31 protein-coding genes are annotated in these 25479 nt (G+C 65.2%); 20 read left to right on the top strand and 11 right to left on the bottom strand.

Annotated elements, in window-relative coordinates; translation table 11 throughout:
* Nucleotides 1-4: 4 nt before the first annotated feature.
* Nucleotides 5-571 carry a DUF4245 domain-containing protein gene (locus tag ACFWU5_RS19260; RefSeq protein ID WP_379268145.1) on the bottom strand — a complete coding sequence of 189 codons (567 nt, stop codon included), beginning with the start codon at nt 569-571 and terminating at the stop codon, nt 5-7.
* 129 nt (nt 572-700) lie between these two features.
* Here ACFWU5_RS19260 and glpX point away from each other — a divergent pair, with 129 nt between their 5' ends.
* The 3 genes from glpX (at nt 701) to ACFWU5_RS19275 (ending at nt 4102) form a co-directional block, all read left to right on the top strand.
* Entirely contained in the window at nt 701-1744 is a 1044-nt protein-coding gene (gene glpX / locus ACFWU5_RS19265) for a class II fructose-bisphosphatase (protein WP_379239978.1), read from the top strand.
* A gap of 30 nt (nt 1745-1774) precedes the next feature.
* Nucleotides 1775-2623, top strand: coding sequence for a patatin-like phospholipase family protein (locus ACFWU5_RS19270; protein WP_379268146.1), 849 nt, complete (start codon nt 1775-1777; stop codon nt 2621-2623).
* A gap of 78 nt (nt 2624-2701) precedes the next feature.
* On the top strand, nt 2702-4102 hold the full coding sequence (locus tag ACFWU5_RS19275) for a class II fumarate hydratase (RefSeq protein ID WP_379239976.1): 1401 nt from the start codon (nt 2702-2704) through the stop codon (nt 4100-4102).
* Nucleotides 4103-4156: 54 nt separating this feature from the next.
* Here ACFWU5_RS19275 and ACFWU5_RS19280 read toward each other — a convergent pair whose 3' ends face one another.
* The 3 genes from ACFWU5_RS19280 to ACFWU5_RS19290 form a co-directional block, all read right to left on the bottom strand.
* Nucleotides 4157-5011, bottom strand: coding sequence for an acyl-ACP desaturase (locus ACFWU5_RS19280; protein WP_379239975.1), 855 nt, complete (start codon nt 5009-5011; stop codon nt 4157-4159).
* Between the two features lie 76 nt (nt 5012-5087).
* The gene (locus ACFWU5_RS19285) at nt 5088-5708 is read right to left on the bottom strand and encodes an LGFP repeat-containing protein (protein ID WP_379268147.1); all 621 of its coding nucleotides are present in this window, start codon (nt 5706-5708) and stop codon (nt 5088-5090) included.
* Nucleotides 5709-5892: 184 nt separating this feature from the next.
* Nucleotides 5893-7248: a PhoH family protein gene (locus ACFWU5_RS19290; RefSeq protein WP_379239973.1), complete on the bottom strand. Its 1356-nt coding sequence runs from the start codon at nt 7246-7248 to the stop codon at nt 5893-5895.
* Between the two features lie 269 nt (nt 7249-7517).
* Here ACFWU5_RS19290 and ACFWU5_RS19295 point away from each other — a divergent pair, with 269 nt between their 5' ends.
* Nucleotides 7518-7790: a hypothetical protein gene (locus ACFWU5_RS19295; protein ID WP_379239972.1), complete on the top strand. Its 273-nt coding sequence runs from the start codon at nt 7518-7520 to the stop codon at nt 7788-7790.
* Between the two features lies 1 nt (nt 7791).
* Here ACFWU5_RS19295 and ACFWU5_RS19300 read toward each other — a convergent pair whose 3' ends face one another.
* Both ACFWU5_RS19300 and ACFWU5_RS19305 read right to left on the bottom strand, forming a co-directional pair.
* Nucleotides 7792-8199 carry a limonene-1,2-epoxide hydrolase family protein gene (locus tag ACFWU5_RS19300; protein ID WP_379268148.1) on the bottom strand — a complete coding sequence of 136 codons (408 nt, stop codon included), beginning with the start codon at nt 8197-8199 and terminating at the stop codon, nt 7792-7794.
* 38 nt (nt 8200-8237) lie between these two features.
* Nucleotides 8238-8939, bottom strand: a complete 702-nt coding sequence (locus ACFWU5_RS19305) for a TetR/AcrR family transcriptional regulator (RefSeq protein WP_379268149.1) — start codon at nt 8937-8939, stop codon at nt 8238-8240.
* A gap of 103 nt (nt 8940-9042) precedes the next feature.
* On the opposite strand from ACFWU5_RS19305, the gene ACFWU5_RS19310 reads away from it, so the two are divergent.
* From ACFWU5_RS19310 to ACFWU5_RS19320, 3 genes are all read left to right on the top strand, one after another.
* Nucleotides 9043-10224: an FAD-dependent monooxygenase gene (locus ACFWU5_RS19310; RefSeq protein WP_379268150.1), complete on the top strand. Its 1182-nt coding sequence runs from the start codon at nt 9043-9045 to the stop codon at nt 10222-10224.
* Between the two features lie 36 nt (nt 10225-10260).
* On the top strand, nt 10261-10884 hold the full coding sequence (locus ACFWU5_RS19315) for a Uma2 family endonuclease (protein ID WP_379268151.1): 624 nt from the start codon (nt 10261-10263) through the stop codon (nt 10882-10884).
* 69 nt (nt 10885-10953) lie between these two features.
* On the top strand, nt 10954-11250 hold the full coding sequence (locus ACFWU5_RS19320; RefSeq protein WP_379268152.1) for a hypothetical protein: 297 nt from the start codon (nt 10954-10956) through the stop codon (nt 11248-11250).
* A gap of 50 nt (nt 11251-11300) precedes the next feature.
* On the opposite strand, the gene ACFWU5_RS19325 is transcribed toward ACFWU5_RS19320, so the two are convergent.
* A complete protein-coding gene (locus tag ACFWU5_RS19325; RefSeq protein WP_379268153.1) occupies nt 11301-11573 on the bottom strand; it encodes a helix-turn-helix domain-containing protein in 273 nt (90 codons plus the stop codon).
* A 161-nt stretch (nt 11574-11734) separates the two neighbouring features.
* On the opposite strand from ACFWU5_RS19325, the gene ACFWU5_RS19330 reads away from it, so the two are divergent.
* From ACFWU5_RS19330 to ACFWU5_RS19345, 4 genes are read left to right on the top strand one after another with little or no spacing between them, the layout of a single operon-like run.
* Nucleotides 11735-13309, top strand: coding sequence for a hypothetical protein (locus tag ACFWU5_RS19330; protein ID WP_379268154.1), 1575 nt, complete (start codon nt 11735-11737; stop codon nt 13307-13309).
* Nucleotides 13306-14076 carry an ESX secretion-associated protein EspG gene (locus tag ACFWU5_RS19335; protein ID WP_379268155.1) on the top strand — a complete coding sequence of 257 codons (771 nt, stop codon included), beginning with the start codon at nt 13306-13308 and terminating at the stop codon, nt 14074-14076. Before ACFWU5_RS19330 ends, ACFWU5_RS19335 begins: the two co-directional genes overlap by 4 nt.
* The gene (locus ACFWU5_RS19340; RefSeq protein ID WP_379268156.1) at nt 14073-14462 is read left to right on the top strand and encodes a hypothetical protein; all 390 of its coding nucleotides are present in this window, start codon (nt 14073-14075) and stop codon (nt 14460-14462) included. Before ACFWU5_RS19335 ends, ACFWU5_RS19340 begins: the two co-directional genes overlap by 4 nt.
* A gap of 17 nt (nt 14463-14479) precedes the next feature.
* On the top strand, nt 14480-15064 hold the full coding sequence (locus ACFWU5_RS19345; RefSeq protein WP_379268157.1) for a DUF3558 domain-containing protein: 585 nt from the start codon (nt 14480-14482) through the stop codon (nt 15062-15064).
* Nucleotides 15065-15138: 74 nt separating this feature from the next.
* Here ACFWU5_RS19345 and ACFWU5_RS19350 read toward each other — a convergent pair whose 3' ends face one another.
* Nucleotides 15139-15351, bottom strand: coding sequence for a hypothetical protein (locus tag ACFWU5_RS19350; protein WP_379268158.1), 213 nt, complete (start codon nt 15349-15351; stop codon nt 15139-15141).
* 204 nt (nt 15352-15555) lie between these two features.
* Here ACFWU5_RS19350 and ACFWU5_RS19355 point away from each other — a divergent pair, with 204 nt between their 5' ends.
* The 9 genes from ACFWU5_RS19355 to ACFWU5_RS19395 all read left to right on the top strand — a co-directional run bounded on the left by ACFWU5_RS19355 (nt 15556) and on the right by ACFWU5_RS19395 (nt 22121).
* Nucleotides 15556-16014: an SAV_915 family protein gene (locus tag ACFWU5_RS19355; RefSeq protein WP_379268159.1), complete on the top strand. Its 459-nt coding sequence runs from the start codon at nt 15556-15558 to the stop codon at nt 16012-16014.
* A gap of 1 nt (nt 16015) precedes the next feature.
* Nucleotides 16016-16306, top strand: a complete 291-nt coding sequence (locus ACFWU5_RS19360) for a hypothetical protein (protein ID WP_379268160.1) — start codon at nt 16016-16018, stop codon at nt 16304-16306.
* A 3-nt stretch (nt 16307-16309) separates the two neighbouring features.
* The gene (locus ACFWU5_RS19365; RefSeq protein WP_379268161.1) at nt 16310-17395 is read left to right on the top strand and encodes a hypothetical protein; all 1086 of its coding nucleotides are present in this window, start codon (nt 16310-16312) and stop codon (nt 17393-17395) included.
* Entirely contained in the window at nt 17382-18263 is an 882-nt protein-coding gene (locus tag ACFWU5_RS19370; protein WP_379268162.1) for a hypothetical protein, read from the top strand. Before ACFWU5_RS19365 ends, ACFWU5_RS19370 begins: the two co-directional genes overlap by 14 nt.
* 24 nt (nt 18264-18287) lie before the next feature.
* Nucleotides 18288-18896 carry an RDD family protein gene (locus ACFWU5_RS19375; protein ID WP_379268163.1) on the top strand — a complete coding sequence of 203 codons (609 nt, stop codon included), beginning with the start codon at nt 18288-18290 and terminating at the stop codon, nt 18894-18896.
* An 838-nt stretch (nt 18897-19734) separates the two neighbouring features.
* Nucleotides 19735-20118, top strand: a complete 384-nt coding sequence (locus tag ACFWU5_RS19380; RefSeq protein WP_379268164.1) for a hypothetical protein — start codon at nt 19735-19737, stop codon at nt 20116-20118.
* A gap of 91 nt (nt 20119-20209) precedes the next feature.
* On the top strand, nt 20210-21193 hold the full coding sequence (locus ACFWU5_RS19385; protein ID WP_379268165.1) for an LLM class F420-dependent oxidoreductase: 984 nt from the start codon (nt 20210-20212) through the stop codon (nt 21191-21193).
* Between the two features lie 312 nt (nt 21194-21505).
* A complete protein-coding gene (locus ACFWU5_RS19390) occupies nt 21506-21751 on the top strand; it encodes a type II toxin-antitoxin system Phd/YefM family antitoxin (RefSeq protein WP_379239953.1) in 246 nt (81 codons plus the stop codon).
* The gene (locus ACFWU5_RS19395; protein WP_379239952.1) at nt 21738-22121 is read left to right on the top strand and encodes a type II toxin-antitoxin system VapC family toxin; all 384 of its coding nucleotides are present in this window, start codon (nt 21738-21740) and stop codon (nt 22119-22121) included. The genes ACFWU5_RS19390 and ACFWU5_RS19395 overlap by 14 nt, the downstream gene beginning before the upstream one ends.
* A gap of 19 nt (nt 22122-22140) precedes the next feature.
* Here ACFWU5_RS19395 and ACFWU5_RS19400 read toward each other — a convergent pair whose 3' ends face one another.
* The 3 genes from ACFWU5_RS19400 to glyA all read right to left on the bottom strand — a co-directional run bounded on the left by ACFWU5_RS19400 (nt 22141) and on the right by glyA (nt 25131).
* Complete coding sequence (locus ACFWU5_RS19400) at nt 22141-23439, bottom strand: hypothetical protein (RefSeq protein WP_379239951.1); 1299 nt, start codon at nt 23437-23439, stop codon at nt 22141-22143.
* Nucleotides 23440-23443: 4 nt separating this feature from the next.
* Nucleotides 23444-23653 carry a hypothetical protein gene (locus ACFWU5_RS19405; RefSeq protein WP_379239950.1) on the bottom strand — a complete coding sequence of 70 codons (210 nt, stop codon included), beginning with the start codon at nt 23651-23653 and terminating at the stop codon, nt 23444-23446.
* A gap of 182 nt (nt 23654-23835) precedes the next feature.
* Nucleotides 23836-25131 carry a serine hydroxymethyltransferase gene (gene glyA, locus ACFWU5_RS19410; RefSeq protein ID WP_379239948.1) on the bottom strand — a complete coding sequence of 432 codons (1296 nt, stop codon included), beginning with the start codon at nt 25129-25131 and terminating at the stop codon, nt 23836-23838.
* Nucleotides 25132-25479 lie beyond the last annotated feature (348 nt).

Below are 25479 nucleotides of genomic sequence, written 5' to 3' on the forward strand. Positions count from 1 at the left end.
CAATTCACTTCGACAGCGGCGGCGCCGCGGTGATCGCGGTGGCCAAGGTCGTGAACGCGGCTTCGTTGCCCGCGCCGGTGATCAGGATCCGCACCCCGCCCAGGTCCGCGATCCACGCGGTTTCCTCGGTCGGCTCGGAGTAGACCACCCATTTCTGACCGGCCACGTCGGTGGCCCCGGTCGGATACCGCGACCCCAGTTCCTGCCGTGACAACGCCTCCTCGGACGCGCTGCTCTGCGAGAACCGCATGTAGGTGCCCTGCGGGGTGATGTACCCGACGGTGCTCACCGGACCGCCACCCGCGACCGCGATGGTGTCGCGACTGCCCGAGTTGGACTGCCACCCCGGCGGCAACACCGGGTTGCGGATCGGGAACGGCAGCGACTTCGCGTCGGCCTTCAACGCGGCATCGGCGTCGAAATGCGGGATCTGACCTTGGGTCGGCCCGTTCGTGGCCACCGTGCACTGGCTGGCGACCCCCGCCAGCACGACCGCGGCCAGCACCAACGGGACCAACGACCAGAACAGATCGCGATAGTCGTTGAAAATGCGGTGCTTCTTCTGGGACACGGCTATCAGTATCCACTCGAGCCCGTGCCTGCCCGCCCAGGGGGCATCGCGCGGAGGTCGTGCACGGGCGTGCCGGTTCGTAATGCGACAATTGCCCCGGTATCACCAACGCCAAGGAGGCACTCCGCAATGACGGCATCTTCGCCCGCCCCCAGCCGCCGCGAGGCACCCGATCGCAACCTCGCACTCGAGCTGGTCCGCGTCACCGAGGCAGGTGCGATGGCGAGTGGCCGTTGGGTCGGCCGTGGCGACAAGGAAGGTGGCGACGGCGCGGCTGTCGACGCCATGCGCCAGCTCGTGAGCTCGGTGTCGATGAAGGGCATCGTCGTCATCGGCGAAGGCGAGAAAGACGAAGCGCCGATGCTGTACAACGGCGAGCTCGTCGGCGACGGCACCGGCCCCGAGGTCGACTTCGCGGTCGACCCGGTCGACGGCACCACCCTGATGTCCAAGGGCTCCCCCGGCGCGATCTCCGTGCTCGCGGTCGCCGAGCGCGGCGCCATGTTCGACCCGTCCGCGGTGTTCTACATGCACAAGATCGCCGTCGGCCCCGACGCCGCCGGTTCGATCGACATCACCGCCCCGATCGGCGAGAACATCCGCCGCGTGGCCAAGGCCAAGCGCCTGTCGGTGTCGGATCTGACCGTGTGCATCCTGGACCGTCCGCGCCATGACGACCTCATCCAGCAGGCCCGCGACGCCGGTGCCCGCATCCGCCTCATCTCCGACGGTGACGTCGCCGGCGCCATCGCGGCCGCGCGTCCGGAGTCCGGCGTGGACATCCTGGTCGGCATCGGCGGCACCCCCGAGGGCATCATCGCCGCCGCCGCGCTGCGCTGTCTGGGCGGCGAACTGCAGGGCATGCTCGCCCCCAAGGACGACGAAGAGCGGCAGAAGGCGATCGACGCCGGCCACGATCTGGACCGCGTGCTGTCGACCACCGACCTGGTCTCCGGCGACAACGTGTTCTTCTGCGCCACCGGCGTCACCGACGGCGACCTGCTGCGCGGCGTGCGCTACTACGCCGGCGGCGCGTCGACCCAGTCGATCGTGATGCGGTCCAAGTCGGGCACCGTGCGCATGATCGACGCATACCACCGCCTCACGAAGCTGCGCGAGTACTCCTCGGTCGACTTCGACGGCGACGACAGCGCGAACCCGCCGCTACCGTGATCCGGGGCTGGGCGTCCCTATAGTCGAACTATGGGAACGCCCAGCACCGCCCTGGTCCTCGGCAACGGTGGCATCGCCGGTCTCGGCTGGCAGATCGGCATGATCGCCGGTCTGGCCGAGGCCGGGATCGACCTGCGGTCGGCCGATCTGGTGATCGGCACGTCCGCGGGCGCGGTCGTCGGCGCGCAAATTCGCAGCAAGCTGTCGACCGAAGAGCTCTACAAACGGCAACTGGGGCCGCTGTTCGCCGAGATTCCCAACCGTCTCTCGGTGCGTCAGGTGGCACGGTGGGCGCTGCTGGCGCGCACCGCCCGCAGCGACACCAGTGCCGCGCGCCGGGTCGCGCGCGCCTCCCGCGGCACGTCGAAGATCGACCCGGTGCTGCGATTGGCCGCGGTGTCTTCGCGCCTGCCCGAACGCAATTGGCCCAAGCGCCCGCTATGGATCACCGCGGTCGACGCCCACACCGGGAAGCTGAAGGTTTTCGACCGCGACAGCCACGTGACCCTGGCCGAGGCGGTCAACGCCAGTTGCGCGATCCCGTTCGCGTGGCCCGCCGCGTCGGTCGGCGGCCACACCTACATCGACGGCGGGGTCCGTTCGCCGATGAATCTGGATCTGGCGAAAGGCTACGACCGCATCGTGGGCCTGGCGTCCAACGTGTTGTCCGGTCGCCGCAGCGGCCGGATCTCCAACCAGCTCGAGCACCTGGGATCGGCGAAGGTCACGGTGATCAACCCGGATGAGTTGTGCCGCAAGGCAATCGGGCCCAATGAACTCGACCCCACGCGCGTGCACGACTCCGCGGAATGTGGACGCAAGCAGGCCGCCGATTACGTCAACGAGGTGCGCGCGGTCTGGCCGGAGGACTCGGACTGAATATTCCTCGCGCGGCTGTGGGATTTCGCGCGGGTGTGTGGCCCCCCATCGGCGGCGATCTCGTCCTAGTGTCGAACTATGGCTGACGACGACGGGCAGTACCGGATCGAGCACGACACCATGGGGGAGGTTCGCGTCCCTGTCGACGCCCTGTGGCGGGCGCAGACGCAACGCGCGGTGGACAACTTCCCGATCAGCGGACGCGGCCTCGAACGCGCGCAGATCCGTGCGCTGGGCTTGCTGAAAGCCGCGTGCGCGCAGGTCAACAGGGATCTGGGCCTGCTCGACCCGGTGAAGGCCGACGCGATCATCGCCGCGGCCGGTGAGATCGCCGACGGCCGCCACGACGACCAGTTCCCCATCGACGTGTTCCAGACCGGCTCGGGCACCAGCTCCAACATGAACGCCAACGAGGTGATCGCGTCGATCGCCGCCCGCAACGGCGTGACCGTGCACCCCAACGACGACGTGAACATGTCGCAGTCGTCCAACGACACCTTCCCCACCGCGACGCATCTGGCCGCCACCGAGGCCGTGATCACCGAACTCGTTCCCGCCCTCGAGCATCTGCGCCTGGCCCTACAGGACAAGTCGCAGCAGTGGCGCACCGTGGTGAAGTCCGGACGCACCCACCTGATGGACGCGGTGCCGGTGACGCTGGGTCAGGAGTTCGGCGGCTACACCCGCCAGATCACCGCGGGCATCGAACGCGCGCTGGCCACCCTGCCGCGTCTGGGCGAGCTGCCGATCGGCGGCACCGCGGTGGGCACCGGCATGAACGCGCCCGCCGGTTTCGGCGCGAAGGTCGTGGCAGAACTGGTGCGCACCACCGGAATCGACGCTTTGCGGGAAGCCCGCGACCACTTCGAAGCCCAGGCCGCGCGCGACGGTCTCGTCGAAGCCTCCGGCGCGCTGCGCACCATCGCGGTGAGCCTGACCAAGATCGCCAACGACATCCGCTGGATGGGCTCGGGCCCGCTAACTGGCCTCGGCGAATTACAGCTACCGGACTTGCAGCCGGGCAGCTCGATCATGCCCGGCAAGGTCAATCCCGTTCTGCCCGAAGCAGTTACGCAGGTGGCGGTGCAGGTAGTCGGCAATGACGCCGCGATCGCGTTCGGCGGCGCGAGTGGCGCGTTCGAACTCAACGTCTACATCCCCGTGATGGCCCGCAACCTGCTCGAATCGATTCGCCTGCTGGCCAACGTTTCTCGCCTGTTCGCCGACAAATGCATCAGCGGCCTGGTCGCCAACGAGGACCACCTGCGCACCCTGGCCGAATCGTCACCGTCGATCGTCACCCCGCTCAACTCCGCGATCGGCTACGAGGAAGCCGCCGCCGTCGCCAAACAGGCTCTGCGCGAAAAGAAGACGATCCGTCAAACCGTCATCGATCGCGGCCTGGTGCCCAGCAAGCTCTCCCTCGAGGAACTCGACGCCAAGCTCGATGTCCTGGCCATGGCCGACGTCGACCGCTGAACGCGCAACGGCCGCCACCTCTTTCGAAGGTGACGGCCGTTCGCGGGTCGAATATCAGGCCAGGTGCGCGAGTTCCGCGCGAGTCTTCTCGCCCTCTTCGCTGAAATCGGTGCGGGAGAAGATGTTCCAGCGCTGCAGCAGCGGCTTGAACACCAACTCGGCCTCGTTCGCGCGATCGTAGATGCCGGCCGCGGCCAGCGCCTCGTCACTGGAACCGCCACCGGGCAGGTCCACGTGCGGCACCCGGAAGTCCGCGATCCGGTCGGCGATGGCCCGCACGGCCTGATCGGGAACCAGGTCAAGGGCTTCGCCCACGAGCGCGGCGAAAAACTCCGCCTGCAGCTCGTCGTCGGCGGCCAGCTTCTCGGCCATCGCGGTGACGGTCGGGTTCTCGCCCAGCGCGGCGGTGTTGCGATGCCGAACCGCGGCCGCGAGCTCTTCGAACGCGCAGGTGGCCAGCACGTCGATCAGGTGCATCGCGGGACGATTGAACCCGTCGGTCATGTGCTGCATCCGGGCCCGCTCGAGCGCGACCGGGTCCACCGCACGCGTGAGCATGAGGTAGTTGCGGATCATGATCTCGTGGCGGTTCTCCTCGGCGGTCCACCGGCCGACCCAGCGCCACCAGGAACCGGTGCGCAGGTGCTTGCCGAGCTCACGGTGGTACGACGGCAGATTGTCCGCGACCAGCACGCTCACGGTCAGCGCCAGCCGCGCGGTGTCGCTGAGCTCGGACTGTTCAGGGGTCCAGTCCTCGCCGCCCAGGAAGGCGAAGTTGCGCCCGTCCGACCACGGCACCTGCTCGTGCGGCTGCCAGGCGTCGGCCACCTCGATGTGCCGACGCAGGTTGGTTTCCACCACGTCGGCCAGCGAATCCAGCAACTCACGATCGGTCAAAGTTTTCTGCACCCAGACAACCTAGTACCTGGGCCGCAAGCGCGGGGACCTACGGGGTAACCGGGCCCCCGCGCGCAGGTACTGCTGCTTACTTGGGTGTCACGGTGGTGACGCCGTTGACCCAGGTGATGGTGCCACCGGTGAAGTCGCTCTGCTTGCCGCCGGTGATGTCCTTCTCGTCGCTGGTCGGGTAGCCCAGCGTGCCGTTGGCGCCGCCGTTCTCCTCCCACGCCTCGCGGATGGCGCCCCAGACGATGTGGGCGCCGGAGTCCTTGCTCCAGTAGATGGTGCCGCCGGTGAAGTCCTGGTACTCGCCGCCGTCGGGGCCGGACTCCTGGGCTTCCTCGGGAGCGCCGAGCGGGCTGCTCGCGCCGCCTGCCGCCTTGTACTTCTTGTAGATTTCGCCGGAGATCGTGATGTCGCCGTTGGGGGTGGAGACCGAAGTCGACTCACCGGCCGCCCCGCTGGTGGTGGCCGAACCGGACGTGGTTTCCGAACCGGACGTGGTTTCCGAACCCGGGGTGGTAGTCATGCCACCGGGCTCAGTGGTGGAGGTGCCACCCGGTGCACCCACCGCCGACGTCACCGAGGCGACGGCGTCCTTGGCCTTGTCCTTGTTCTCCTCGCTGCAGCCGGCAGCGAACAGCAGACCCGCCGCAGCCAGGACCGCGGCGCTCCCGGCAGCAGTACGTCGAGCGAAGTGGTTCATATCCATCCTCTCGCGAGTGGCCCCCGGGGGCGTACCCCGACATGGAGCCTGGCCGACATCCGCAACGGCCCGGCAAAACGATGTTCGCCGAGCCGTTGCTGGATTGGTGTCGTCGCGGATAATACCCACTGTTCGCGGTAATCAAACGGATTCGGGCCTAGACGCGGCCCGATTGCCGGGTGATCTACGCGTTGGGACCGTACTCCTCGAGCATCTCGGTGACCAACGCCGCGATCGGCGAACGCTCACTACGAGTGAGGGTGATATGCGCGAAAAGCGGGTGGCCCTTGAGCTTTTCGATCACTGCGGCCACTCCGTCGTGCCTGCCCACGCGCAGGTTGTCGCGCTGGGCGACGTCGTGGGTGAGCACCACCCGCGACCCCGTGCCAAGGCGGCTCAACACGGTGAGCAACACGTTGCGTTCCAGCGACTGCGCCTCGTCCACGATCACGAACGAATCGTGCAGCGACCGGCCGCGAATGTGGGTCAGCGGCAACACTTCGAGCATGTCGCGACTGAGCACCTCCTCGAGCACCTCACGGCTGGCCAGCCCGTCGAGCGTGTCGAAGACAGCCTGAGCCCACGGGCCCATCTTCTCGCTCTCCGAACCCGGCAGATAGCCCAGCTCCTGCCCGCCCACCGCGTACAGCGGCCGGAACACGACCACCTTGCGCTGGGTGCGCCGTTCCAGTACCGCCTCGAGCCCGGCGGTCAACGCCAGCGCCGACTTTCCGGTACCCGCGCGCCCACCCATCGACACGATGCCGATGCTCTCGTCCAACAGCAGGTCCAACGCGATCCGCTGTTCGGCCGAACGCCCGTGCAACCCGAAAGCCTCACGCTCGCGCACCAATTGGATCCGCTTGTCGGCGGTGACCCGACCCAGTGCGCTGGAGCTGCTGCCCAGCAGACGAACGCCGGTGTGGCACGGCAACTCTCGTGCCTGATCCAGGTCTATCACCGAATCGGTGTAGAGCTGGTCGATCTGCGAGCCGGTCACGTCGAGTTCGACCATGCCGCTCCAGCCCGACGTCACCACGTCCTGCGCGTGGTATTCGTCCGCGGCCAAACCGACCGCGCTGGCCTTCACCCGCAGCGGAATGTCCTTGGACACCAACACCACATCCGCGCCCTCGGCCGAGAAGTTCAGCGCGCAGGCCAGAATGCGGGAATCGTTGGTGTCGGACCGGAATCCGGCCGGCAGCACCGACGAATCAGTGTGGTTGAGCTCGACCTGCAGGGTGCCGCCTTCGGTGCCGATCGGCAGCGCCTGATCGAGCCTGCCGTGCTTGACCCGCAGGTCATCGAGCATGCGCAGCGCTTCGCGGGCGAACCAACCGAGCTCGTGGTGGTGCCGTTTTGCCTCCAACTCACTGATCACGACCAGAGGTAGGACCACCCTGTGTTCACCGAACCGGGTCACGGCCCAGGGATCGGACAGCAGGACAGAAGTGTCGACGACGAACGTGGTTTTCGCGGCTTTCTCGGAGGTAGGGGCCGTGTGCTTCGCGGAAGCGGAAACGGAGCGTGTAGCAGTCACGGTGGGCTCCTTAGGTGTTCGCACGGCACCCGCGCGAACGATCTCGCTGGACCGGCCGGTCCTGGTGGGGGTTGATGTTGACGTCAACCGCCCCGAGGGCCAGGTGCCGGCCCTCTCGCACTGAGTAGCTCAGTCACGGTCAGGACCTCCCGTACGAATCACACCGACGCGACTCGCATCTCCGACGCTACCGCCCAATTCGTGCCCGCGCTGCCGGACCGGCACAGGTGTGTCGTGAATTTGTCGTTAACGACGGCTACCATGCAGACATGGCCGATGACCAGGATCTGAACGAGCTGTCGTCGAAGGAACTGCACGACCGCGCGGTGAAAACAGCCGTGCGCCACGGCGACGTGAAATTCCTGTGGGAACTGCTCAAGTCGATCCCCGCGGCCCAGGCCGAAGCGGGCGATCTGGGCGAGAGCTCGGCCGACATCAAGTACGTGTTACCGATGCTGGACGACTACATCCACGCCGGCGACGGCAAGCTCGCCGACGTGCTGCGCCCCACCTACCTGGACTACCTGCGCAAGCACCAGTAATTCAGCGGCCGGTAATCGCCTTCACGACGCCGACTACGGTGCCGCGCAGAACATTGCCCTTGCTGAAGTGGTCGTCCCACAACACGATTCGCCCGTCGCGCAGTTCGAAGGTGCCGGTCACCCAGAAGCCGATCCGCACCGGACCCACGTGCAGATAGTCGGTGCGATCGGTGAGCACGATATCGCCGTCGGCCGCGATGTGGTGCATGTCGGCGGAGAACCCGAGCTTGGGGCGATTCAGTCCGCGCAACAACTTGGCGACCCGGTTCTTGCCGCGCACGGTGGGCAGCGACGTGTTCTTCCAGACGATCGCGGGGTCCAGTAGCTCGACCGCCTCGTCGACCACGCCGAGTTCGAGCGCGCCGAAGAATTCGCGCACGGTGATGACGGCGGGCTGTTCATCGCTCATGCGTCGAGCCTAGGGCGCTGATCGCCGTGAGACCAGGGTCAGCTTCGCTGGTCGATCAGCACGGCCAGTCCGTCGAGGATGCGGTCGACACCGAACCGAAGGGCGTCGTCGGGCCCGCCCTTCCCCGCCGGTGCCACGGCCTCCTCGGCGAAAGCGGCACGGACCTGCGGATACCGGTCGGCGGCGGCGACCATCATCTCGGTGAACTGCTGCTCACCACCGTCGGTCATCGACGCGACCTGCTGAGCCAGGTTGCGGGCGTGACCGTTGAGCAGCACGATCGCGTCGAGTTTCTCCGAGCCGGACAGTCCCGTTCCCGCCTGAGCGGCCAGCGCCGCCTCGGTCCATCCCATCTCGTTCGGGCCGAAGGGGCGCACTCCGAGGGTGAGTTCGATCGCCCACGGGTGCGTGCGGTAGCGGTCGAAAATCGCTTCGACCCAGGCACGCAGCGCGACCCGCCAATTCCGCTGTCCCCCACCGATATCCGGCGGCTCCCCCATCGCGGCATCGAGCATCAGCGCGGTCAACTGTTCCTTGCCCGGCACATACCGGTACAGCGACATCTTGGTGAAGCCCAGCCGCTGCGCCAACCGCTGCATCGACAGCGCGGTCAGCCCTTCGGCATCGGCGAGCACGATGGCCTCGGCGACGATCCCGTCGAGGGTGAGCGCGGGCTTGGGCCCACGCTTGGGACGCTGCGCGGTTCCCCACAGCAGCTCGACGGTGGTCGGCGGCGGCATCTGCCCATCCTCTCTGAAAACCCCTTGACGGGAAACTGTGTCTACCATACGCTAATTTGTATCCACCGGACACAGATTCCCGGTTCCTCGTCAGGAGCTCCTCATGCGCACTGTTCTCATCTCCGGCGCCGGCGTCGCGGGCACCGCCCTCGCCTACTGGCTGCACCGCTACGGCTTCGCTGTCACCGTCGTCGAGCGCGCCCCCGCGTTGCGCGCAGGCGGCCAGGCTGTGGACTTCAAGGGCGAGACCCACCTCACGGTGCTCGAACGCATGGGCATCCTCGACGACGTCCGCGCCCGCCGCACCGGCACCACCGACCTGGTCTTCGTCGACGACAGCGGCCACGAACTCGCCGTCATGTCCGGCGAATTCACCGGCGGCGACCTGGAGATCCTGCGCGGCGACCTGGCCGAGATCATGTACGAAAAGACCGCCGACACAGTCGAATACGTCTTCGGCGACACCATCACCGACCTGCACGACACCGGTGACGCGGTGGCTGTGCGATTCGAGAACAGTCCACCGCGCACCTTCGACCTCGTCCTCGGCGCCGACGGCATCCATTCCCGCGTAAGGAAATTGGCCTTCGGCCCCGAATCCGACTACGTCGCCCACCTGGGCTACTACTACTGCGTCGCAGGCACCCGCGTGAGCGACGCGACCACCGACAAAGCAACCGGCCACGCCCACAACACCCCCGGCAAACTCGCCGTCGACGGCGGCCCCAAAGCCCCCCAGATGTACCTGTTCGCCTCCCCCGAACTCGACTACCCCCGCAACGACCCCGCCGCCCAACGCCGGATCATCACCGAAACCTTCACCGACATGGGCTGGCACACCCCCCGAATGCTCACCGACCTGGCCGATTTCGACGACATCCACCTCGACTCGCTCAGCCAGGTCCGCATGAACGGCACCTACACCCGAGGCCGCACCGCCCTCATCGGCGACGCCGCCTACGGAAACACCCTGGCAGGCTTCGGAACCGGCCTCGCCATCGTCGGCGCCTACGTCCTGGCAGGCGAACTAGCCTCCGCCACAGACGATCACGTGACGGCATACGACCACTACAACCGAATCATGAAGCGTTACGCCAAAATAGCGGGCAACAGCAACACCGGCCCCTTCCTGGCCCCCAAAACCCCCCGAGGCATCAAACTCCGCAACTGGTTCCTCGGCTCCCGCCTGTTCACCGTGATGATGAAGTACGGCGACAAGGCCGCCAACGACATCGACCTGCTCGACTACCCGACACTGATCGAAACCGCACCCCACGTGAACTGAAGCCCAGTTCACGGCCACAGACGATAGACTCCAGTCATGTCAGCGATCTTCGATTGGGCGCGGCCGGACAATGTTCAGCCCGAGCCGATCACCGTCGACATCTGGCGCGAACTCCCCGAGGAGTTCTGTCGCCTGGTCGAGGTCGTCAACGGCGACGCTGTGCGGTGCGAGTCGCCGACGCGGGCGCACCAGAAAGCCGTCCATCGCCTGCTCGCGATGTTCGAAGCCGCAGCCAAGGACTACATGTCCGAGGACCCGTCGTCCTGCCTCGATACCAACCAGGATTTCGACGTGGTGCTCTGGGAGATACCTCGAGCCACCATCCGACGCCCGGATGTCGCACTGTTCGACTGTGTGCCGTCCGAGGTTCGACCGGTGCCCGCCCGCCATCTGAAAATCGCCGTCGAGGTCATCTCACCGAGCCATGTGAAGACCGACCGGCTCGAAAAAATGAGCGAATACGCGGCGGCGGGCATCCCCTGGTACTGGCTGGTCAGCATCACCGACACCGATGTCAGCTCCATCGAGACCTACGCCCTCGACCACGGCGTCGGCCACTATCGCCTCGCCCGAATCTTGAAGCCCGGCACGGCATTCGCCGTCGAACTACCCATCCGAATCAACCTGGATTGGGACCAACTGACCGACCTCGTGCTGTAGATCCGCCGACGAACCTCAAGGTGCGACCGATGGGTTAACAGCAACCAACCCTCACCGGGAGGCCCGACCATGGCAACCGTCCGGGTTCGCGATGTTCCCGATGACGTCGCCGCCATCATCGCGGAGAAGGCCAACGCTGAGCACAAGTCGGTGTCGGAGTACGTTCGGGACCTCATGGCGGCGGATGTCCAGCGGGAGCTGCAGCGTCGCGCCATCGCCCAGTGGAACGCCGACCTGAAACAGACACAGGGCAGGCTCGGGATTACCGGCCACTCGACTATTTCCAGCGCCGATGCCGTCCGCGAGATCCGGGACGGCTACGACAGGGGCTCCGAGGGGTTCTCGAACCCGGCCAGCCCCACGTAGCGGGAGATGCGCTACGGCCCTGACCTACCAGGGCCAACGGCCTGAGTGCATCAGCTCGCGCTTCGTCCGAACATCACATCGACTAGGTCGGGCACCGTCGTGTTCAGGGCCGTGCTCAGCCCGATCAGCGTCGAGAACCGCGGGTTCGGCGGCTTCTTCGTCTTGCGATTGCCCATGCCGTTCTCGAGCAGTTGGTAGTAGTTGCGACTGATGCCCGCGGCCTCCGCCACCGCCTCCTGAGTGAGGCCGCTGGCCTCGCGCAGAGTCGCCAGGTGCTGCCCCAAAATCGCCATGAGCTGCTTCTCGACGGCGGATTCGGACATCTCCATGAGGTTTCCGAGGGATCGCTCTCGCGTCGACCATCTATAGATGGCATTATGTGCGCGACTGGCCGATGCCATCTATAGATGGCCTGCTGGTGGGGCGTGGGGGCGATCTGCGGTCGCCGCGAACGCCTCCGAATCACCTGTGGGAGGGGCACGAAATGACCGGTGACAATCCGCCATCCAATCCGCTATTTCCGTTCATCAATCTCGACCCGGCGGCGCTGACCGCGGTGTTTCCGAACAACCAGAAGGTCATCGACGCGCTGACGCGCACGCAGTCGATCGACCAGGCGCTGCGCGACAAGCTCGCGGGGACCGATCCCGACTATGTGAAGACCGTCGACCAGTTCGACGGCCTCTCCCACCAGCAGATCTACGACGGCGTCCACGGCAAGAACGGCCAGGGTGGCATGAGCATCACCACCATCAACACCCTGCGCGAAACCTGGAACACCATCGACACCGAGCTCACCCGGATCGCGACCACGCACCAGACCAAGGCCAATGCGCTACTGGCACATGGGGAATGGGCCGGCGCCAGCGGTGATTCCGCGCGCGCCGGGATCGCCGCGCTCAACACCTCGATCCAGCAGATGGCCCAGGTGTGCGAGGCGATGAAAACTCGCCTCGACATCGTCGGACCCGCCGTGGAGGCGATCCGGATGGCCGTGCAGGCACCGACCGCGCAGATCGTCGCGGCCAAACCCGACGACCACTACATCCAGGTCATTCCCGGCCTCACCAACCCTGCGGTGGCGACGGTCGACCGGCAGGCGCAGCGGCAAGCGGAGCTGGACGCGCAGGCGACCATGAACCGGATCTACACCCCGACCATCCCGCCGACCGGGTCCGGTGTGCCGTCCTACTCGGTGGTGCCCGGCGGACCAGGGTCCGGTGGCGGACCGGACGGTTCCGGAGGTGGGTCGCCGGGCGGTGGTTCGCCGGGCGCGGGGTCACCATCGGCGGGCAGTCCGACCGCTGAAACACCAACGGCACCAGAGACTCCCGTCGCCGAAGAGCCGAGCAGCCCGGCATCACCCAAGTCGGACGACGGCGATTCGTCAGCCCCGGAGAGTCCGAGCAAGACGCCGACGGACGCCGACGGCACGTCCCCAGCGAGCACGGTTCCGGCATCAACCGTGCCCGCTGGCTCGAACCCGGCAGGTGCAGGCTCCCCGCTCGGCGGCGGCTCCCCATCGGGCGGCACGGGTTCGCCGCTGGGCAGCGGCGGTTCACCCGGCGGTCTCGGCTCCCCGGGCGCGGCGGTGCCGGGTCAGCCCCAATCACCCGGTGTGGGAGCAGCTCTCGCCCAAGGCGGGCCGTCCGCGGGTTCGCGCGTAGGCGGACCCGGCATGGGCATGATGCCGGGCGCAGGGGCAGGCGCAGGCCGCAAGCCCGGCGACGACGATTCCGAACACGGCTCCCCCGACTACCTACGCCGCGTGCAGCCCGAATTGTTCGACACCACACACGTTCTCGCCGGAGTCATCGGCGCCGACCTCGAGCCGAGCGAACCAACCCCGACCACCACCGCAGCACCCATTGCCGCGCCTCCGGTCGCATCACTGCTCGACCAGCCTGTCGAAACCGAAAGCACCCCAATAACTTCCACACCCAGCAGGTCAGCGATCGAACCCACCGCACCAACCCTGCCACCCGAAGTCGCGGCACTACTCGCCGAACACGGCACGACGGAGCCCGCTCCCGCCGGAAACGAGCGCACTGACCGATGACCCCCACCTGGACCCTGACCAGCGACGAATTCGACTGGGTCTGGCGCCGAGAAACCCGCTTCGACGACGCCTACGACCACCCCGACCCCCTAGCGGTCCGCACCACCCCCACCACCGCGGACGCCGCCGACAAACTACGAACAGTCCTGAGCGAACGCTTCCCCCGAGGCGGCGACCAAGGCCTGTCCGCGGTCTTCACCATCATGTCCAACGCCGACACCCGAGTGGCCAGCGTCAGCACCATCGGCACCACCGAGATCCGCAGCCACGGTGCAGCCCTGGACGGCCTCGGTGTCGTTGCCGCACAACGCATCACCCCCGACGGCGGCAGCGACATCCGCCTAGCCCTGGTCTCCCGAGCACTGGTCCCCGCCCACCTGGCCGCCATCCTGCCCAAAGCCGACCCCGGCGGCGCAGGCCCGATGCTCGGCTACACCCCGCGAGTCCGCGGCGAAGAACAACAAACCCACTGGACCCGCGACGCCCAAGGCCGCCTCCCCGTCGACGAACGCATCCGCAAACTCATGCGCCTGCCCCGCAGCGCCGAAGGCTATTTCGTCATCGAACGCGACCCCGGCACCCACCGCCCCACCCAATACCTGAGCTGGATAGACATCCCCCCAGGCCAATTCGCCGGCGGCCGCTACCTCATCGACGTCAACGACAACGACACCACCGTCACCCCCGCCGACTCCACGATCCTCACCCGCGAACTCAGCAAACGCGGCTACTTCCACTCCAAGCCGAAACGACAGGATGAACGATGAGCATCGAAATCGACTACGGCCGAGAAGAGATCTCGTCGTTCACCCAGTCCGCGCGGGCCGGGGAATTCAGCTTCGATGAAACGGCGGTCATGGCGGTTGTCTCGTTGTACGACACGATGATTCAAGACCTTCTCGGCCTTCGCCAGGATTTCTATGATGCGCAAAAGGCTGGAGGATTCGGAGGGTTTCCTTCTGGACTCGAACTGCAGCAGGGCTTCGCTCAGAAGGCTGCTGACGGAATCGACGTCCTCACGCAATTGGTCGACGCCGCGATGCAGATGCAAGAAGGCCTGCTCTGCGCAGCCAACAAAATTTCCGAGGCCGACACGCTCAACCAGCGAAGAATCGCACTGTTGGAGAGCGCAATCGGAGGTCAGGCCCGATGATGCGCCTATGCACAGCGATGACCACCGCAGTCCTCGGTGTCTGGATGCTCGCCGGCTGCTCTCCGGAACCTACCCAGGATCCGAACGGTTCGTCTACCTCCACTGGGCCTGCGATCTCGATCGCGGCGCCGGTCGCTTCCGCACCATCACAACCGCCCGGTTCGCGAAAGCCCGTCGCGTTCGACCCCTGCACCCGAATAGGCGATGCAGTTCCGGCAGCCCTGGGATTCGACCCAGCAACCAGAAAAAGAACCGATTTCGTTTTCGACGACTACGCCTTCATCGGCTGCAAGTTCTCGCGGAAAGAAGACATCCGCGGCCAACAGCTCGACGTCGGCTACCTCACCATTTCATCAACCAATATCACCTTCGATGAGATGCGCGCCCGAAACTACGAGGGCGCCAGGCCGACCACAGTGAATGGCAAGGAAGCACTTTTTCACAGCTCACGCGCGGCCGAAGCGTGCAACATCGTGATGCCAGGTCCCGATCAGACGATCGAGGTCAGCGTCTCCAGCTCGGCCGCCTTCACCGACTGGGTCGGCTGCGACCACATCGACGAAGCCGCCCGCACCGTCGAAGCCTCGCTTCCAACCAAGTAGCTGCTGCGATGTCCTGACCTCAATGCCAACCAGTAAGTAATCAACCGGGGAGAACACTGGAAGTGACCGAGAACCTATACCCGAATCTTGGCTTCAACCCCGTCCATGGCAACGCCGTGGACGTTGCAACACTCGACACAATGGTCAAAGCCGCGGCAACTGCAGTAGCCGAAACCAACACCTTCCTCGCCCGAATTCATCCCAGCAGCAACAACGTTCACCTCGGCCAGGAACGCAGCACCGCCCGCACCCGGTTCGATACCGCTCTCACGCGCGATCTCGAACACGCGCGGACCTCCCTGGAGAATTCGGCTCGCCTAGTACAGAACTGGCACACCGCCTTGGCTGCGGCACACGAAACCGCTCGAACTCTCGATTCTGAGGCAGCCGCGGCCCGCGCAAACCATGCTCGAGCCGTAGAAGTCCTCCAGCGCGCCAAGTCGAACCCCGATTTCGGTCTCGCCAACGAACGATTTGCCACCTCGACCCAGTTGGCTGCGGCACAGGCGCGGCTGGACCGAGCGGCATCCGAACTGACTTCCGCCGTTGCCGCGGTCAACACCTGTCAGAGCGAAATCGACGCGATCGTCAAACGGGCGGCAGACCTGCAATCCGATGTAACCACCAATTCCGGTTCTGTCGGCGCCGAAGCGACCGGCAATCCTCGGGCCACGCCGCTTCCAACGGGATTCCCACCCGTGGTCTATTTGCCTGTGCTGGCGGAGGTTCAGCGGGTCGAAGACGCTCAGATCATGCTCCGACAGACCAAGGACGGCCGTGTTGCGTGCCTGGCATACTCGGCATTGGATCGCCTATACCAGTGCTGCGGTTCCGATCAGCCGTGGATGTGGACCCCGACAGCCGCGCTGGATGCCCTCCAACTGGCACAGCCCTTCGAGCTGCTATTCCTCGACCTCGAGATTCCCGAAGAGAACAGGCTGCGAACCTGACATGGCAGAGCTGTACATCGACCAAAACTCCCTCGCTACGATTTCGAAAACACTTGTCAAATCGAGTACAGAGTTGGACGCGACGAGCGATAAGACCCCGGCTTCTGTCGATGCCGGGGTCGTGACGCCGTCCGTCTTGGCGATCCTGTCCGTGCTCTTGGAGAGCGCGGGGAACCTCGTTCTCGGGATGGGGGCGAGCGGCAACGCAGTCACCGAAGCCGCAACCAAATATAAAGAGCAGGACGACACGACCGCAGATGCGATCCTCCGCGAAAATTGGAAGGTCGTGTAAATCATGGCCCTGAATACCAAGATCGACGGAGATCCGAACAGTATCCACGCCGTGGCCAGCTGGCTGCGGGATACGTTGGCCAGCCAGTTGGACATATCCGCCACTGACCTCAACGCGGTTCGTATGCTTGCGGAGTCGGGCTGGGACGGTGAGTCCGGTGATGCGTTCGCCACCAAAATTCGCGGCGCATACACGAAGACCGATACCTTCGCCGACGATGTTCGATCGTATGCGACCCACTTCGACAACCTGGCCAACGATGTCCGGCTCGCCCAGACCGACATGTCGACGATTCGCCAACAGGCCGGCGCCGCCGGACTCACTGTGCGAGAGCAGGTTATCGAACAACCCGGTGGTGATGATCCCGATAAAATCGCAGCGTTCAATAACGCAACCCAAGCCGCTGACGGCGTGCGAAAACGGGAGACCTTCTGGGGAAACACGTTCAAGAACATGATGAACGACATTCAGGACAAATGGTTCCTCGTTGTCGGCGACTTAGTCGGCGCCGGAGCGGCCGCACGCGCCATGATGAACTCCTCGATGCTGCGATCGACTGCCGCACTAGCTTCCAGCGATGCACTGAAGGCGCTGATCGAAGCCAAAAATGCCACGGGGTCACCCGCACAGACGATCTACCGCGACGTTGATTGGTCGCGGGAGCAGATGCAAAATGCGGCAAAAGCATTGGATGATGCCGACAAGGCGAAAGCCACCGGCAAGTCACTCGGATTCAAGGTAGGCGGCGCGCTGGCCGTAGCAGGAATCGGCTACGATATCGCCAACGGTAAGCCCGTCGAGCAGGCGGTCGTTTCCGGCGTCGCCGGATTCGCCGCCTCGGTCGCCATCGGCGCCGCAGTCGGATCAATCGTACCGGGGCCAGGGACGGTCGTGGGAGCTGCAGCTGGCGCCATCATCGGCGCGGGCGCGGGTATGGGTGCGGGCATTTTCACCTCAGGAGCGGTGGACTCGATGTACACCGAAGGGCTCAGCGTCGGCGGCGCTGTGGACGGTGGACTGAGTGCGCTGGACAGTGCCGGAGATGCTATTGGCGGCGTGGTCTCGAAAGGCTGGAATGCAATATTCTGAGAATCGAGCGATAGTAGACCCGTGGTTTATTCAACCTAGAGGTTTCGCACGCCGCCGCATACTCTCGATCTTCGCCATATCACTGCTCACGATCCTCACTACAGGGATCAGCGTCTCCATGCTTCGTAGCGGAGATCCCACTGCTGTCAGCGCTTCAAAATATGTCATCCTCTTCGGGATCAGCATGGCGCTCGCGCTCGCACTTGCGCTTCGACCTCAATCCGGACCGTTTTTCAAACGCCCAGTACGTATCGCAAAAGAAGGTGAACAGTCCCTGCTGATTGTGCCCGGATCCAAGTTATACTTCTGGCTACCTCAAGCCATGTATCTGTGCTTCGCGATGATATTCCTGCTCGCTTCATACGGATTCGCGACCTCTGAAGAGGGCGTACACTGGCCGCTCTTTATCATATTCGCGGCTCTCGGGTCAGTGTTAGTCATTCCGCTAGTTCTTGCTGCCACCGGTGAGCTACGGCCCGAGAAGTTGGTCCTGTCTGCTGATTCGATCGTCCATCACGGTTGGAGCTCACAGACCACCCTCTACTGGGCCGACGTCAATAGACTCCATGCGTCGTTCAATCTACAACCCCTGCAGCGGTTGCTCAACATTGTCGGACTCAGCTCAGCGCAATGGATCCACCGCTACAACCGTCCGTTTTACAAAGTTTCCGACAATCCGAGCCGACCGTGGAACAAGAACAAGATGTCGCACCCCGGTTGGATCGTCGTAGAATGCCCAAGACTAGCCGTCGACAGCATAACCCTTTACAGATTCCTCGACTTTTATGTTGCGAATCCTGAACTTCGAGCGGAGCTCGGAACAATGTCTTCGGTAGAACGTTGGCACTCTTTCGACAATGCGCATTAAATCCCGGACCATGTCATAACACAGATGACTTTATCTGCCCCACAGGTCCCACTCTTCGGCGGAGTGGAGGACGAAAGATTTCCTTCCCCACGAAGACTTCGCCGCACACTCGCCTACCTGCTCGATATCGCCATCCACGTGACGATCGGCCTCGGCATGTTTTTCGTCAGCTCCCCCGCAACCCAATTCGCGGTGGTGCACGGGGAATGGGACCGCCTGCACATCAATGGGGCCGCGGTGATCGGCTTCTCGCTGCTCGCCTCGTTCATCGACCGCGTCCTCCTTCAGGCGATCACACACACGACCATCGGAAAGGCCATATTCGGCCTGGTCATCATCGACCGAGACACCGGCCGCTATCCACGAATGCGCTGGCTGCTCGCTTCGTGGCTCGTCAGTGGGCTCTTGGCAATTCAGCTCCCGTTCGCCCTCATGGCTCTGGACGGTGTCGGCCCCGAGCGCCCGGAACGGTACATGCTCCCGGCCGTCCGCCGTCGCGACGTGGAAGCCGGAGCTCCGAGCGCCCAGCCTCCGCCGACCGACACAACGCCCCCACCCGATCCTGATCAATCAAGCCCCGCAACGGTCCTGGATGCTGTCGGCGACGGCGTCATCGGGCCTTCGACACGATGATGGTCCGCACCGCCGCAAACTGCTTCACACTCGTGCGGACCGGTCTCGGTCTCATGATGCGACCACCGAAGGGGCACCCAGAAGGTCAACTCTTTCGGTGGCCTCGACGATGACAGATTCCCCTCGCCCTGCACGCTCAGGCGCATACTCGCCTACCTGCTCGATGTCGCGGCACATACATCGATCGCCCGGCATCGTCTTCATCAGCAATCCCGCTGCCCAGCGGGCGATAGCACGGCAAGACTGAAATGCGCTGCGCGCCAACGCGGGTGCGATGATCGGGGTGCTTCCCGGGCGGCGGCGCAGGCCCCGATCGCCCGGAGCGCTACTTCCTGCCAGCTGTACGGCGTCGCGACCTCGCCGTACAGCCTCGGACCGATGGCAGCAGATGAACAACTGCTGGGCATCAGCTCCGCCGGCAGAAAGACCGCCCGCGAGATCACACGCACGGAGGACACCGATGACCGCACACAACGAAACTTCCACGAACGATCGCGGAACGACGACTTCGAGCGACGAACACGGACCACAGCCCGATGAATCTCCAACTGTCGCCGCAAACGGATACACCGCGAAGCGGGTCGACGGCCACCTGAGAATGGTGCCGCCGCCGGGCTCTCCCACTGTCGAGCCCCCACCCGACTTCGGCGGATTCGGCGACACCCGGTACCCGACACCGCGAAAGCTCCGCCGCTGGCTGGCCTACCTGACCGACGTCGCAATTCACCTGACCCTCGCCGCCGGAATCGCACTCGCTATCGAGACCATGACAGCTCCCACACGCACGGTCGATCTGCCACCGGTAGACCCCCGAGTCGCGTTCGCCGCCTTCCTCGTCGTGTCGTTTCTCGATCGCGTTGTGCTGCAAACGTTTTCCCACACCACCGTGGGCAAACTGATGTTCGACCTGGTGATCGTCGACCGCGACACCGGTCGCTATCCGCGATTCCGCTGGTTACTCGGGGTATGGATGATCGGATTGATCAAGCCGTTACTGGTCGTCGGCAACAGTCCGGTACCGGAAAGGCCGCAGCGATACACGCTGCCCGCCGTACGCCGCTCCGACATGGATGCCGCCTTAGCAAATCCCCATCACAGCACGACCTCCTCTGCCCATGCACCAATGGAGATCCCCGTGCTCGACTTCGATCGACCACTCACCGCCGACGAATGCCACAGCATCGTCCGCGACGGCATCATCGACAACCACGAGCGAGGATAGGCTCGGGGCTCACCGTGGGTGAGTACCCCGTCTCGTCGAGGCGATCGCCACTCTTGACTTGGAGTGCACTCCAGGTCCTATCGTCGATGACATGAGCATTCGCCTCGGTTATCAGATGCCCAATTTCGGCAACACCTCGTCGGTGCGGGAGCTGTTCCCCGCGGTGATCGCGCAGGTCAGGGAGGCGGAGGCGGCGGGGTTCGATGCTGCTTTCGTGATGGATCACTTCTATCAGCTGCCGTTGATCGGGGCGCCCGAGGAGCCGATGCTCGAGGCTTACTCGGCATTATCCGGCTTGGCTACGGCAACTGAGCGAATTCAGTTGTCCGCCTTGGTGACTGGGAATACGTACCGGAATCCGGCGCTGCTGGCCAAGACCGTGACCACGCTCGATGTGGTCAGTGGTGGGCGGGCGGTGCTCGGGATCGGGGCGGGGTGGTTCGAGTTGGAGCATCGGCAGTACGGGTTCGAGTTCGGGACGTTCACCGAGCGGTTCGAGCGCCTGGACGAGGCGTTGCAGATCATCACGCCGATGCTGCGCGGGCAGCGGTCCACCTTCGACGGTCAGTGGTATCGCACCGAGAACGCGATGAACGAGCCGCGCGTCCGCGACGACCTGCCGATTCTGCTGGGCGGCGGTGGCGAGAAGAAGACTTTCGGGATGGCCGCTCGGTTCGCCGATCACCTCAACATCATCTGCAACGCTTCCGAGCTGCCGCGCAAACTCGATGCGCTGCACCAACGTTGCGATGAGGCGGGCCGCGACCCTGCCACCCTCGACACCAGCTTCCTCGCCCTGGTGATTGTCGACGAGGACGGCGATCGGGCCCGAAAGATGCAGTCCGACAGCCTGTCCCGTCTCGGAATCGACCTCTCGACCCTGACCGAAGCCGAACGCCGCGCAACCGTCGCCGACCGCCAATTCGCCGGCACCCCAGACGAAGTCGCCGAACAGATCCAAACCAGAGTGCTCGACCTCGGGGTCGACGGGATCATCGTGAACATGATCGCCAACGGTCACGAGCCCGGCGTGGTCGACCGGGTCGGTCAGGCTCTGCACCCCTTGGTGAACTGAGCGTTATCCACAATCGCGGAAGTTTTCCACAGAAGCCCTGTTCACGGCGATCGCGGCAGCACCTTGTCCACGGTTCGGCCACGGACGCGTGGTCCAGTCGATATCGCGGGCCGTGTACGCCGTCGACCTCGCCGACGCGTCGTTTCGTTGGAAGCTGGCGACCGATGTCGACCTGAGTCTGATCGCCCGGCTGGGATTCCAGCTCGATCCACGCGAGCTGGGACGCGACCGACGTCATCGATTCGTGGCGCTGAGTCCGCGAGCCCCTGCTTGCATAGACTAAGTTGAACTAAGTCCGGTAGAATCCGAGGAATGACGACGGTTAACATCCACGAAGCGAAGACGCACCTGTCGAGGCTGCTCGAGCGGGTGTCCAAGGGCGAGCGGATCGTGATCTCCAAGGCAGGTCATCCCATCGCCGACCTTGTGCCGCATCGAAGCGCCCCGGTTACCATCGGCGGCCTGCGTGGCCAACTCACCTACGACGACGCGGCGTTCGATGTCGACGCGGACATTCAGCGGATGTTCTACGGAGACGACGCCGATGCTTCTGCTTGACAGCCAAACCGCACTGTGGACGCTCGATGGCAATCCTCGACTGGGAGCCGCCGCTCGTCAGTCGATTTCCACCACCGCGGAGGTCTATGTCTCCGCGGCGTCGGTGTGGGAGCTGACAATCAAGTCGATGCTGGGCAAACTCAGCATTCCGCCTGCGTTCACCGAGTTGCTGACCACTCAGGGCCTGAGCGTTCTCGACGTCACCGGTGAGCATGCTGAGGGCCTGCGCGAGTTCCCGGAACTGGCCAAGCACGACCCATTCGACCGGTTGATCGTTGCTCAAGCCAACTGCGAAGGGCTCCAACTCCTTACCGCAGACCATGTGCTACTCGACATGAATCGCGATTTCATCACGGACTCGAGAAGGTAGCGAGCGGCTGTGGCGGCTGTCACCACGACGCGAAGTGGTCTTCTCCCCGTTGACGGATCTGCTGGCGACGACGGAAGAACACTTCTTCCGGGGTGACCGTGGTGAGCGCTTCGGTGATGCGGCTCAGGCGGGTGTCGTAGCGGTTTTCGCGGATGTGGCGTTCGATGCCCGCTTGCCATTCGGGGGTGAGGCGGGACCAGATCTCGGCGACGCGGGATTGGGCCGCGGGTTCTGATTCGGCGAGCAGTTGCAGCAGGGCCGGCCAGTAGGTGGCGTCGGTGGCGTGGGCGGGCAGGGCTGCCACCGAGGCTTCGTCGAGTTCGGCGAGGGTGGCGGCGATGTGGCGGCGGGCCGGTTCGCTCAGGCGGGCCGACAGGGCGAACAGGCCGCGCCAGGGGTCGGCTTCGTCTTTGCCGTCGAGGGATCGGACCAGCGCGCCGAGGATGCCGGTGTCGGCGAACTGTGGGTTCACCGAAAGTGCCCACAGGGCAACAGGATTGAGTCTGCCGATCACGGTGAGCAGGGCGGGTGACGCGTTGCGGTCGACGGCGGTGCGCAGGAATCGGCCGACCTCGTGGGCAGTGCCGCGGCCGAAGAAGATGTCGCCGAGGGTGGCAGCGACGGCGGGGTCGACCTTGCAGAACAGGGCCAGCATCGCGTGGTGCAGGGTGGGCGGTCCGGCCAGTACGGTTTGCAGCATCCCCGGAATGCGTTGGCGGGGGCCGCTCAGCAGTTGGCGCACGATCTGGCTCAGCGTGTGGGCGGGGTAGGAGTAGGCGGCGGTGAAGATCAGGCCCGCGTCGTCGAGCACGGACTGTTCCAGCGCCGCGATCAGCGGTTCGTTCACCACCGAGAGGAACCGGGCCGCGGTCACGTAGTCGCGTCGGCGCAGCAGTTCGTTGATGATCAACGTGATCGGCTCGGGTCTGCCGTAGCGCATCAACTGTTCGAAGACGTTCGGGTCGAGGAACGGGGCACCGTCGGCCGCGTAGATGGCATCGACCGCGCACAACGCTTGCGCGCATTTCTGCGGATGGTGGATGCCGACCGCGCCGAGGAACCGGGCCGCGAGCACCGGCGGCACCACCCGCTCGAACAGCGCGACGCCGAGGCCGACCGGAAAGATCGGCACCAGCGGGCGGACGCGTCGGAAGGTCTCCGCGTGCTCGGCGTGCAGCGATCGCAGGATCTGCTCGTGCATCGCCGAAAGATGCACCGCACCGAGGCGAGCCAGCGGTGCGAGATGTTGCGGCGGCACGTGCAGAGTGCGCGCGAGGACGACGAGTTGGGTCTGGGCTTCCAGTTCGGTTTCGATCATCGCGTCAGCGCCCGAAGATCATCTTGCGCGTGACGGTGCGCAGGGAAGCAGGCATCGCGGTCATCGCGGCATCGATGGACCGATTCAACGCCCGCACCTCGTTCGACCGCACCTCACGGAACAGCTCGAGCAGCTCCTTGGCCTCGGCCTCGGACAACAACTCGAACGCGTGCACCGCGCCGACCTCACGCGCCAGCTCACGCCGATATTCCATACGCACTGACCATGCCGTATTTCAGTAGCCCCGTAGGCAATTCGCCAAATCTTTGTGTGTTCCGACAATCACACCCCCCCACCCTGTGTCGCGGCGACGCAGAGCCACCACCCGACGGGTCACCCGAGAACACGACAGCCCCGCTGAATGATCAGCGGGGCTGTCGGGTAAAGACTTTCGGCTCAGCCGAGCAGGCGCCAGTCTTCCAGGCCCTGGTAGAGCGGGACGCTCTGGGCCAGGCGGGAGACGCGGGCGCGCAACGACTCGGTGTCGGCGGTGCCTGCCAGGGCGGCGGCGATGATGTCGGCTACCTCGGTGAATTCGGTGTCGCCGAAGCCGCGGGTGGCCAGGGCGGCGGTGCCGATGCGCAGGCCGGAGGTGACCATTGGGGGGCGCGGGTCGAAGGGGACGGCGTTGCGGTTGACGGTGATGCCTACCTCGTGGAGCAGGTCTTCGGCCTGCTGGCCGTCGAGTTCGGAGTTGCGCAGGTCGACCAGGACCAGGTGGACGTCGGTGCCGCCGGTGAGCACGGACACGCCCTTGGCCTTGACGTCCTCGCCGAGCAGACGCTCGGCCAGGATGCGGGCGCCGGACAGGGTGCGGACCTGGCGGTCGGCGAACTCGTCGGTGGCGGCGATCTTGAACGCGGCGGCCTTGGCGGCGATCACGTGCATGAGCGGGCCGCCCTGCTGGCCGGGGAACACCGCGGAGTTGAGCTTCTTGGCGAATTCCTGCTTGGCCAGGATCAGGCCGGAGCGGGGGCCGCCGAGAGTCTTGTGCACGGTGGAGGACACGACGTCGGCGTAGGGCACCGGCGACGGGTGCAGACCGGCGGCGACCAGGCCGGCGAAGTGCGCCATGTCGACCCACAGGTAGGCGCCGACCTCGTCCGCGATCTCTCGGAATCGCGCGAAGTCCTGGTGACGCGGGTAGGCCGACCAACCGGCGACGATCACCTTCGGCTTGGCCTTCAGTGCGATGTCACGCACCTCGTCCATGTCGATGCGGTGGTCTTCCTTGGACACGCCGTAGGAGTGCACGTCGTAGAGCTTGCCCGAGAAGTTCAGGCGCATGCCGTGGGTGAGGTGACCGCCGTGCGCGAGGTCCAGGCCCAGCAGGGTTTCGCCCGGCTCCATCAGCGCCATCAGCACCGCGGCGTTGGCCTGCGCGCCGGAATGCGGCTGCACGTTGGCGAACTCGGCGCCGAACAGTTCCTTGGCCCGGTCGCGAGCCAGGGTCTCCACCACGTCGACGGCCTCGCAGCCACCGTAGTAGCGGCGGCCCGGGTACCCCTCGGCGTACTTGTTGGTGAGCACGGAGCCCTGCGCCTGCAGGACCGCGCGCGGCACGAAGTTCTCCGAGGCGATCATCTCGAGGGTGTCGCGTTCGCGGGCGAGCTCGCCCGCCATCGCGGCGGCCAACTCGGGATCGAGCTCACCGAGAGACTGGGTATTCACCGAAGCGGTCGTCTGCGTCACGACCGCAAGTCTATGGGCCGGGTACCGCGCGCCCAGCACGGGGATAGCGCAACACCGGTGCGGACGCCACCGGAGAGACCCAGTTCACACCGGCGAACTGATGCGTCTGACCAGGTTCGATAGCCGTCGAACAGGGCGAAAACCGTAACGGCGCGACCCGCGGGCACCGATGACACGGGTATGAACTTCGCACCCGTAGGACCGCTGGAAGCGTTCTGGATGGCGGTTCAGCAGCTGATCTGCACCTGGACCGGCGGCCAGAATTGCGTCATCTACACCTGATCCCCGACCGTAAGGACCTGTCATGCCCGTGACCCCCGCCATCGCACCGTCCAACCCGATCGAAGC

The organism is Nocardia sp. NPDC058640, from assembly GCF_042716995.1.
Classification (GTDB): Bacteria; Actinomycetota; Actinomycetes; order Mycobacteriales; family Mycobacteriaceae; genus Nocardia.

Coding starts and splice junctions, on each gene's coding strand:
- glpX (WP_379239978.1), top strand. CDS start 701: ATGACGGCATCTTCGCCCGCCCCCAGCCGCCGCGAGGCACCCGATCGC.
- ACFWU5_RS19270 (WP_379268146.1), top strand. CDS start 1,775: ATGGGAACGCCCAGCACCGCCCTGGTCCTCGGCAACGGTGGCATCGCC.
- ACFWU5_RS19275 (WP_379239976.1), top strand. CDS start 2,702: ATGGCTGACGACGACGGGCAGTACCGGATCGAGCACGACACCATGGGG.
- ACFWU5_RS19285 (WP_379268147.1), bottom strand. CDS start 5,708: ATGAACCACTTCGCTCGACGTACTGCTGCCGGGAGCGCCGCGGTCCTG.
- ACFWU5_RS19295 (WP_379239972.1), top strand. CDS start 7,518: ATGGCCGATGACCAGGATCTGAACGAGCTGTCGTCGAAGGAACTGCAC.
- ACFWU5_RS19300 (WP_379268148.1), bottom strand. CDS start 8,199: ATGAGCGATGAACAGCCCGCCGTCATCACCGTGCGCGAATTCTTCGGC.
- ACFWU5_RS19305 (WP_379268149.1), bottom strand. CDS start 8,939: ATGCCGCCGCCGACCACCGTCGAGCTGCTGTGGGGAACCGCGCAGCGT.
- ACFWU5_RS19310 (WP_379268150.1), top strand. CDS start 9,043: ATGCGCACTGTTCTCATCTCCGGCGCCGGCGTCGCGGGCACCGCCCTC.
- ACFWU5_RS19315 (WP_379268151.1), top strand. CDS start 10,261: ATGTCAGCGATCTTCGATTGGGCGCGGCCGGACAATGTTCAGCCCGAG.
- ACFWU5_RS19320 (WP_379268152.1), top strand. CDS start 10,954: ATGGCAACCGTCCGGGTTCGCGATGTTCCCGATGACGTCGCCGCCATC.
- ACFWU5_RS19325 (WP_379268153.1), bottom strand. CDS start 11,573: ATGTCCGAATCCGCCGTCGAGAAGCAGCTCATGGCGATTTTGGGGCAG.
- ACFWU5_RS19330 (WP_379268154.1), top strand. CDS start 11,735: ATGACCGGTGACAATCCGCCATCCAATCCGCTATTTCCGTTCATCAAT.
- ACFWU5_RS19335 (WP_379268155.1), top strand. CDS start 13,306: ATGACCCCCACCTGGACCCTGACCAGCGACGAATTCGACTGGGTCTGG.
- ACFWU5_RS19340 (WP_379268156.1), top strand. CDS start 14,073: ATGAGCATCGAAATCGACTACGGCCGAGAAGAGATCTCGTCGTTCACC.
- ACFWU5_RS19345 (WP_379268157.1), top strand. CDS start 14,480: ATGACCACCGCAGTCCTCGGTGTCTGGATGCTCGCCGGCTGCTCTCCG.
- ACFWU5_RS19360 (WP_379268160.1), top strand. CDS start 16,016: ATGGCAGAGCTGTACATCGACCAAAACTCCCTCGCTACGATTTCGAAA.
- ACFWU5_RS19365 (WP_379268161.1), top strand. CDS start 16,310: ATGGCCCTGAATACCAAGATCGACGGAGATCCGAACAGTATCCACGCC.
- ACFWU5_RS19370 (WP_379268162.1), top strand. CDS start 17,382: ATGCAATATTCTGAGAATCGAGCGATAGTAGACCCGTGGTTTATTCAA.
- ACFWU5_RS19375 (WP_379268163.1), top strand. CDS start 18,288: ATGACTTTATCTGCCCCACAGGTCCCACTCTTCGGCGGAGTGGAGGAC.
- ACFWU5_RS19385 (WP_379268165.1), top strand. CDS start 20,210: ATGAGCATTCGCCTCGGTTATCAGATGCCCAATTTCGGCAACACCTCG.
- ACFWU5_RS19390 (WP_379239953.1), top strand. CDS start 21,506: ATGACGACGGTTAACATCCACGAAGCGAAGACGCACCTGTCGAGGCTG.
- ACFWU5_RS19395 (WP_379239952.1), top strand. CDS start 21,738: ATGCTTCTGCTTGACAGCCAAACCGCACTGTGGACGCTCGATGGCAAT.
- ACFWU5_RS19400 (WP_379239951.1), bottom strand. CDS start 23,439: ATGATCGAAACCGAACTGGAAGCCCAGACCCAACTCGTCGTCCTCGCG.
- ACFWU5_RS19405 (WP_379239950.1), bottom strand. CDS start 23,653: ATGGAATATCGGCGTGAGCTGGCGCGTGAGGTCGGCGCGGTGCACGCG.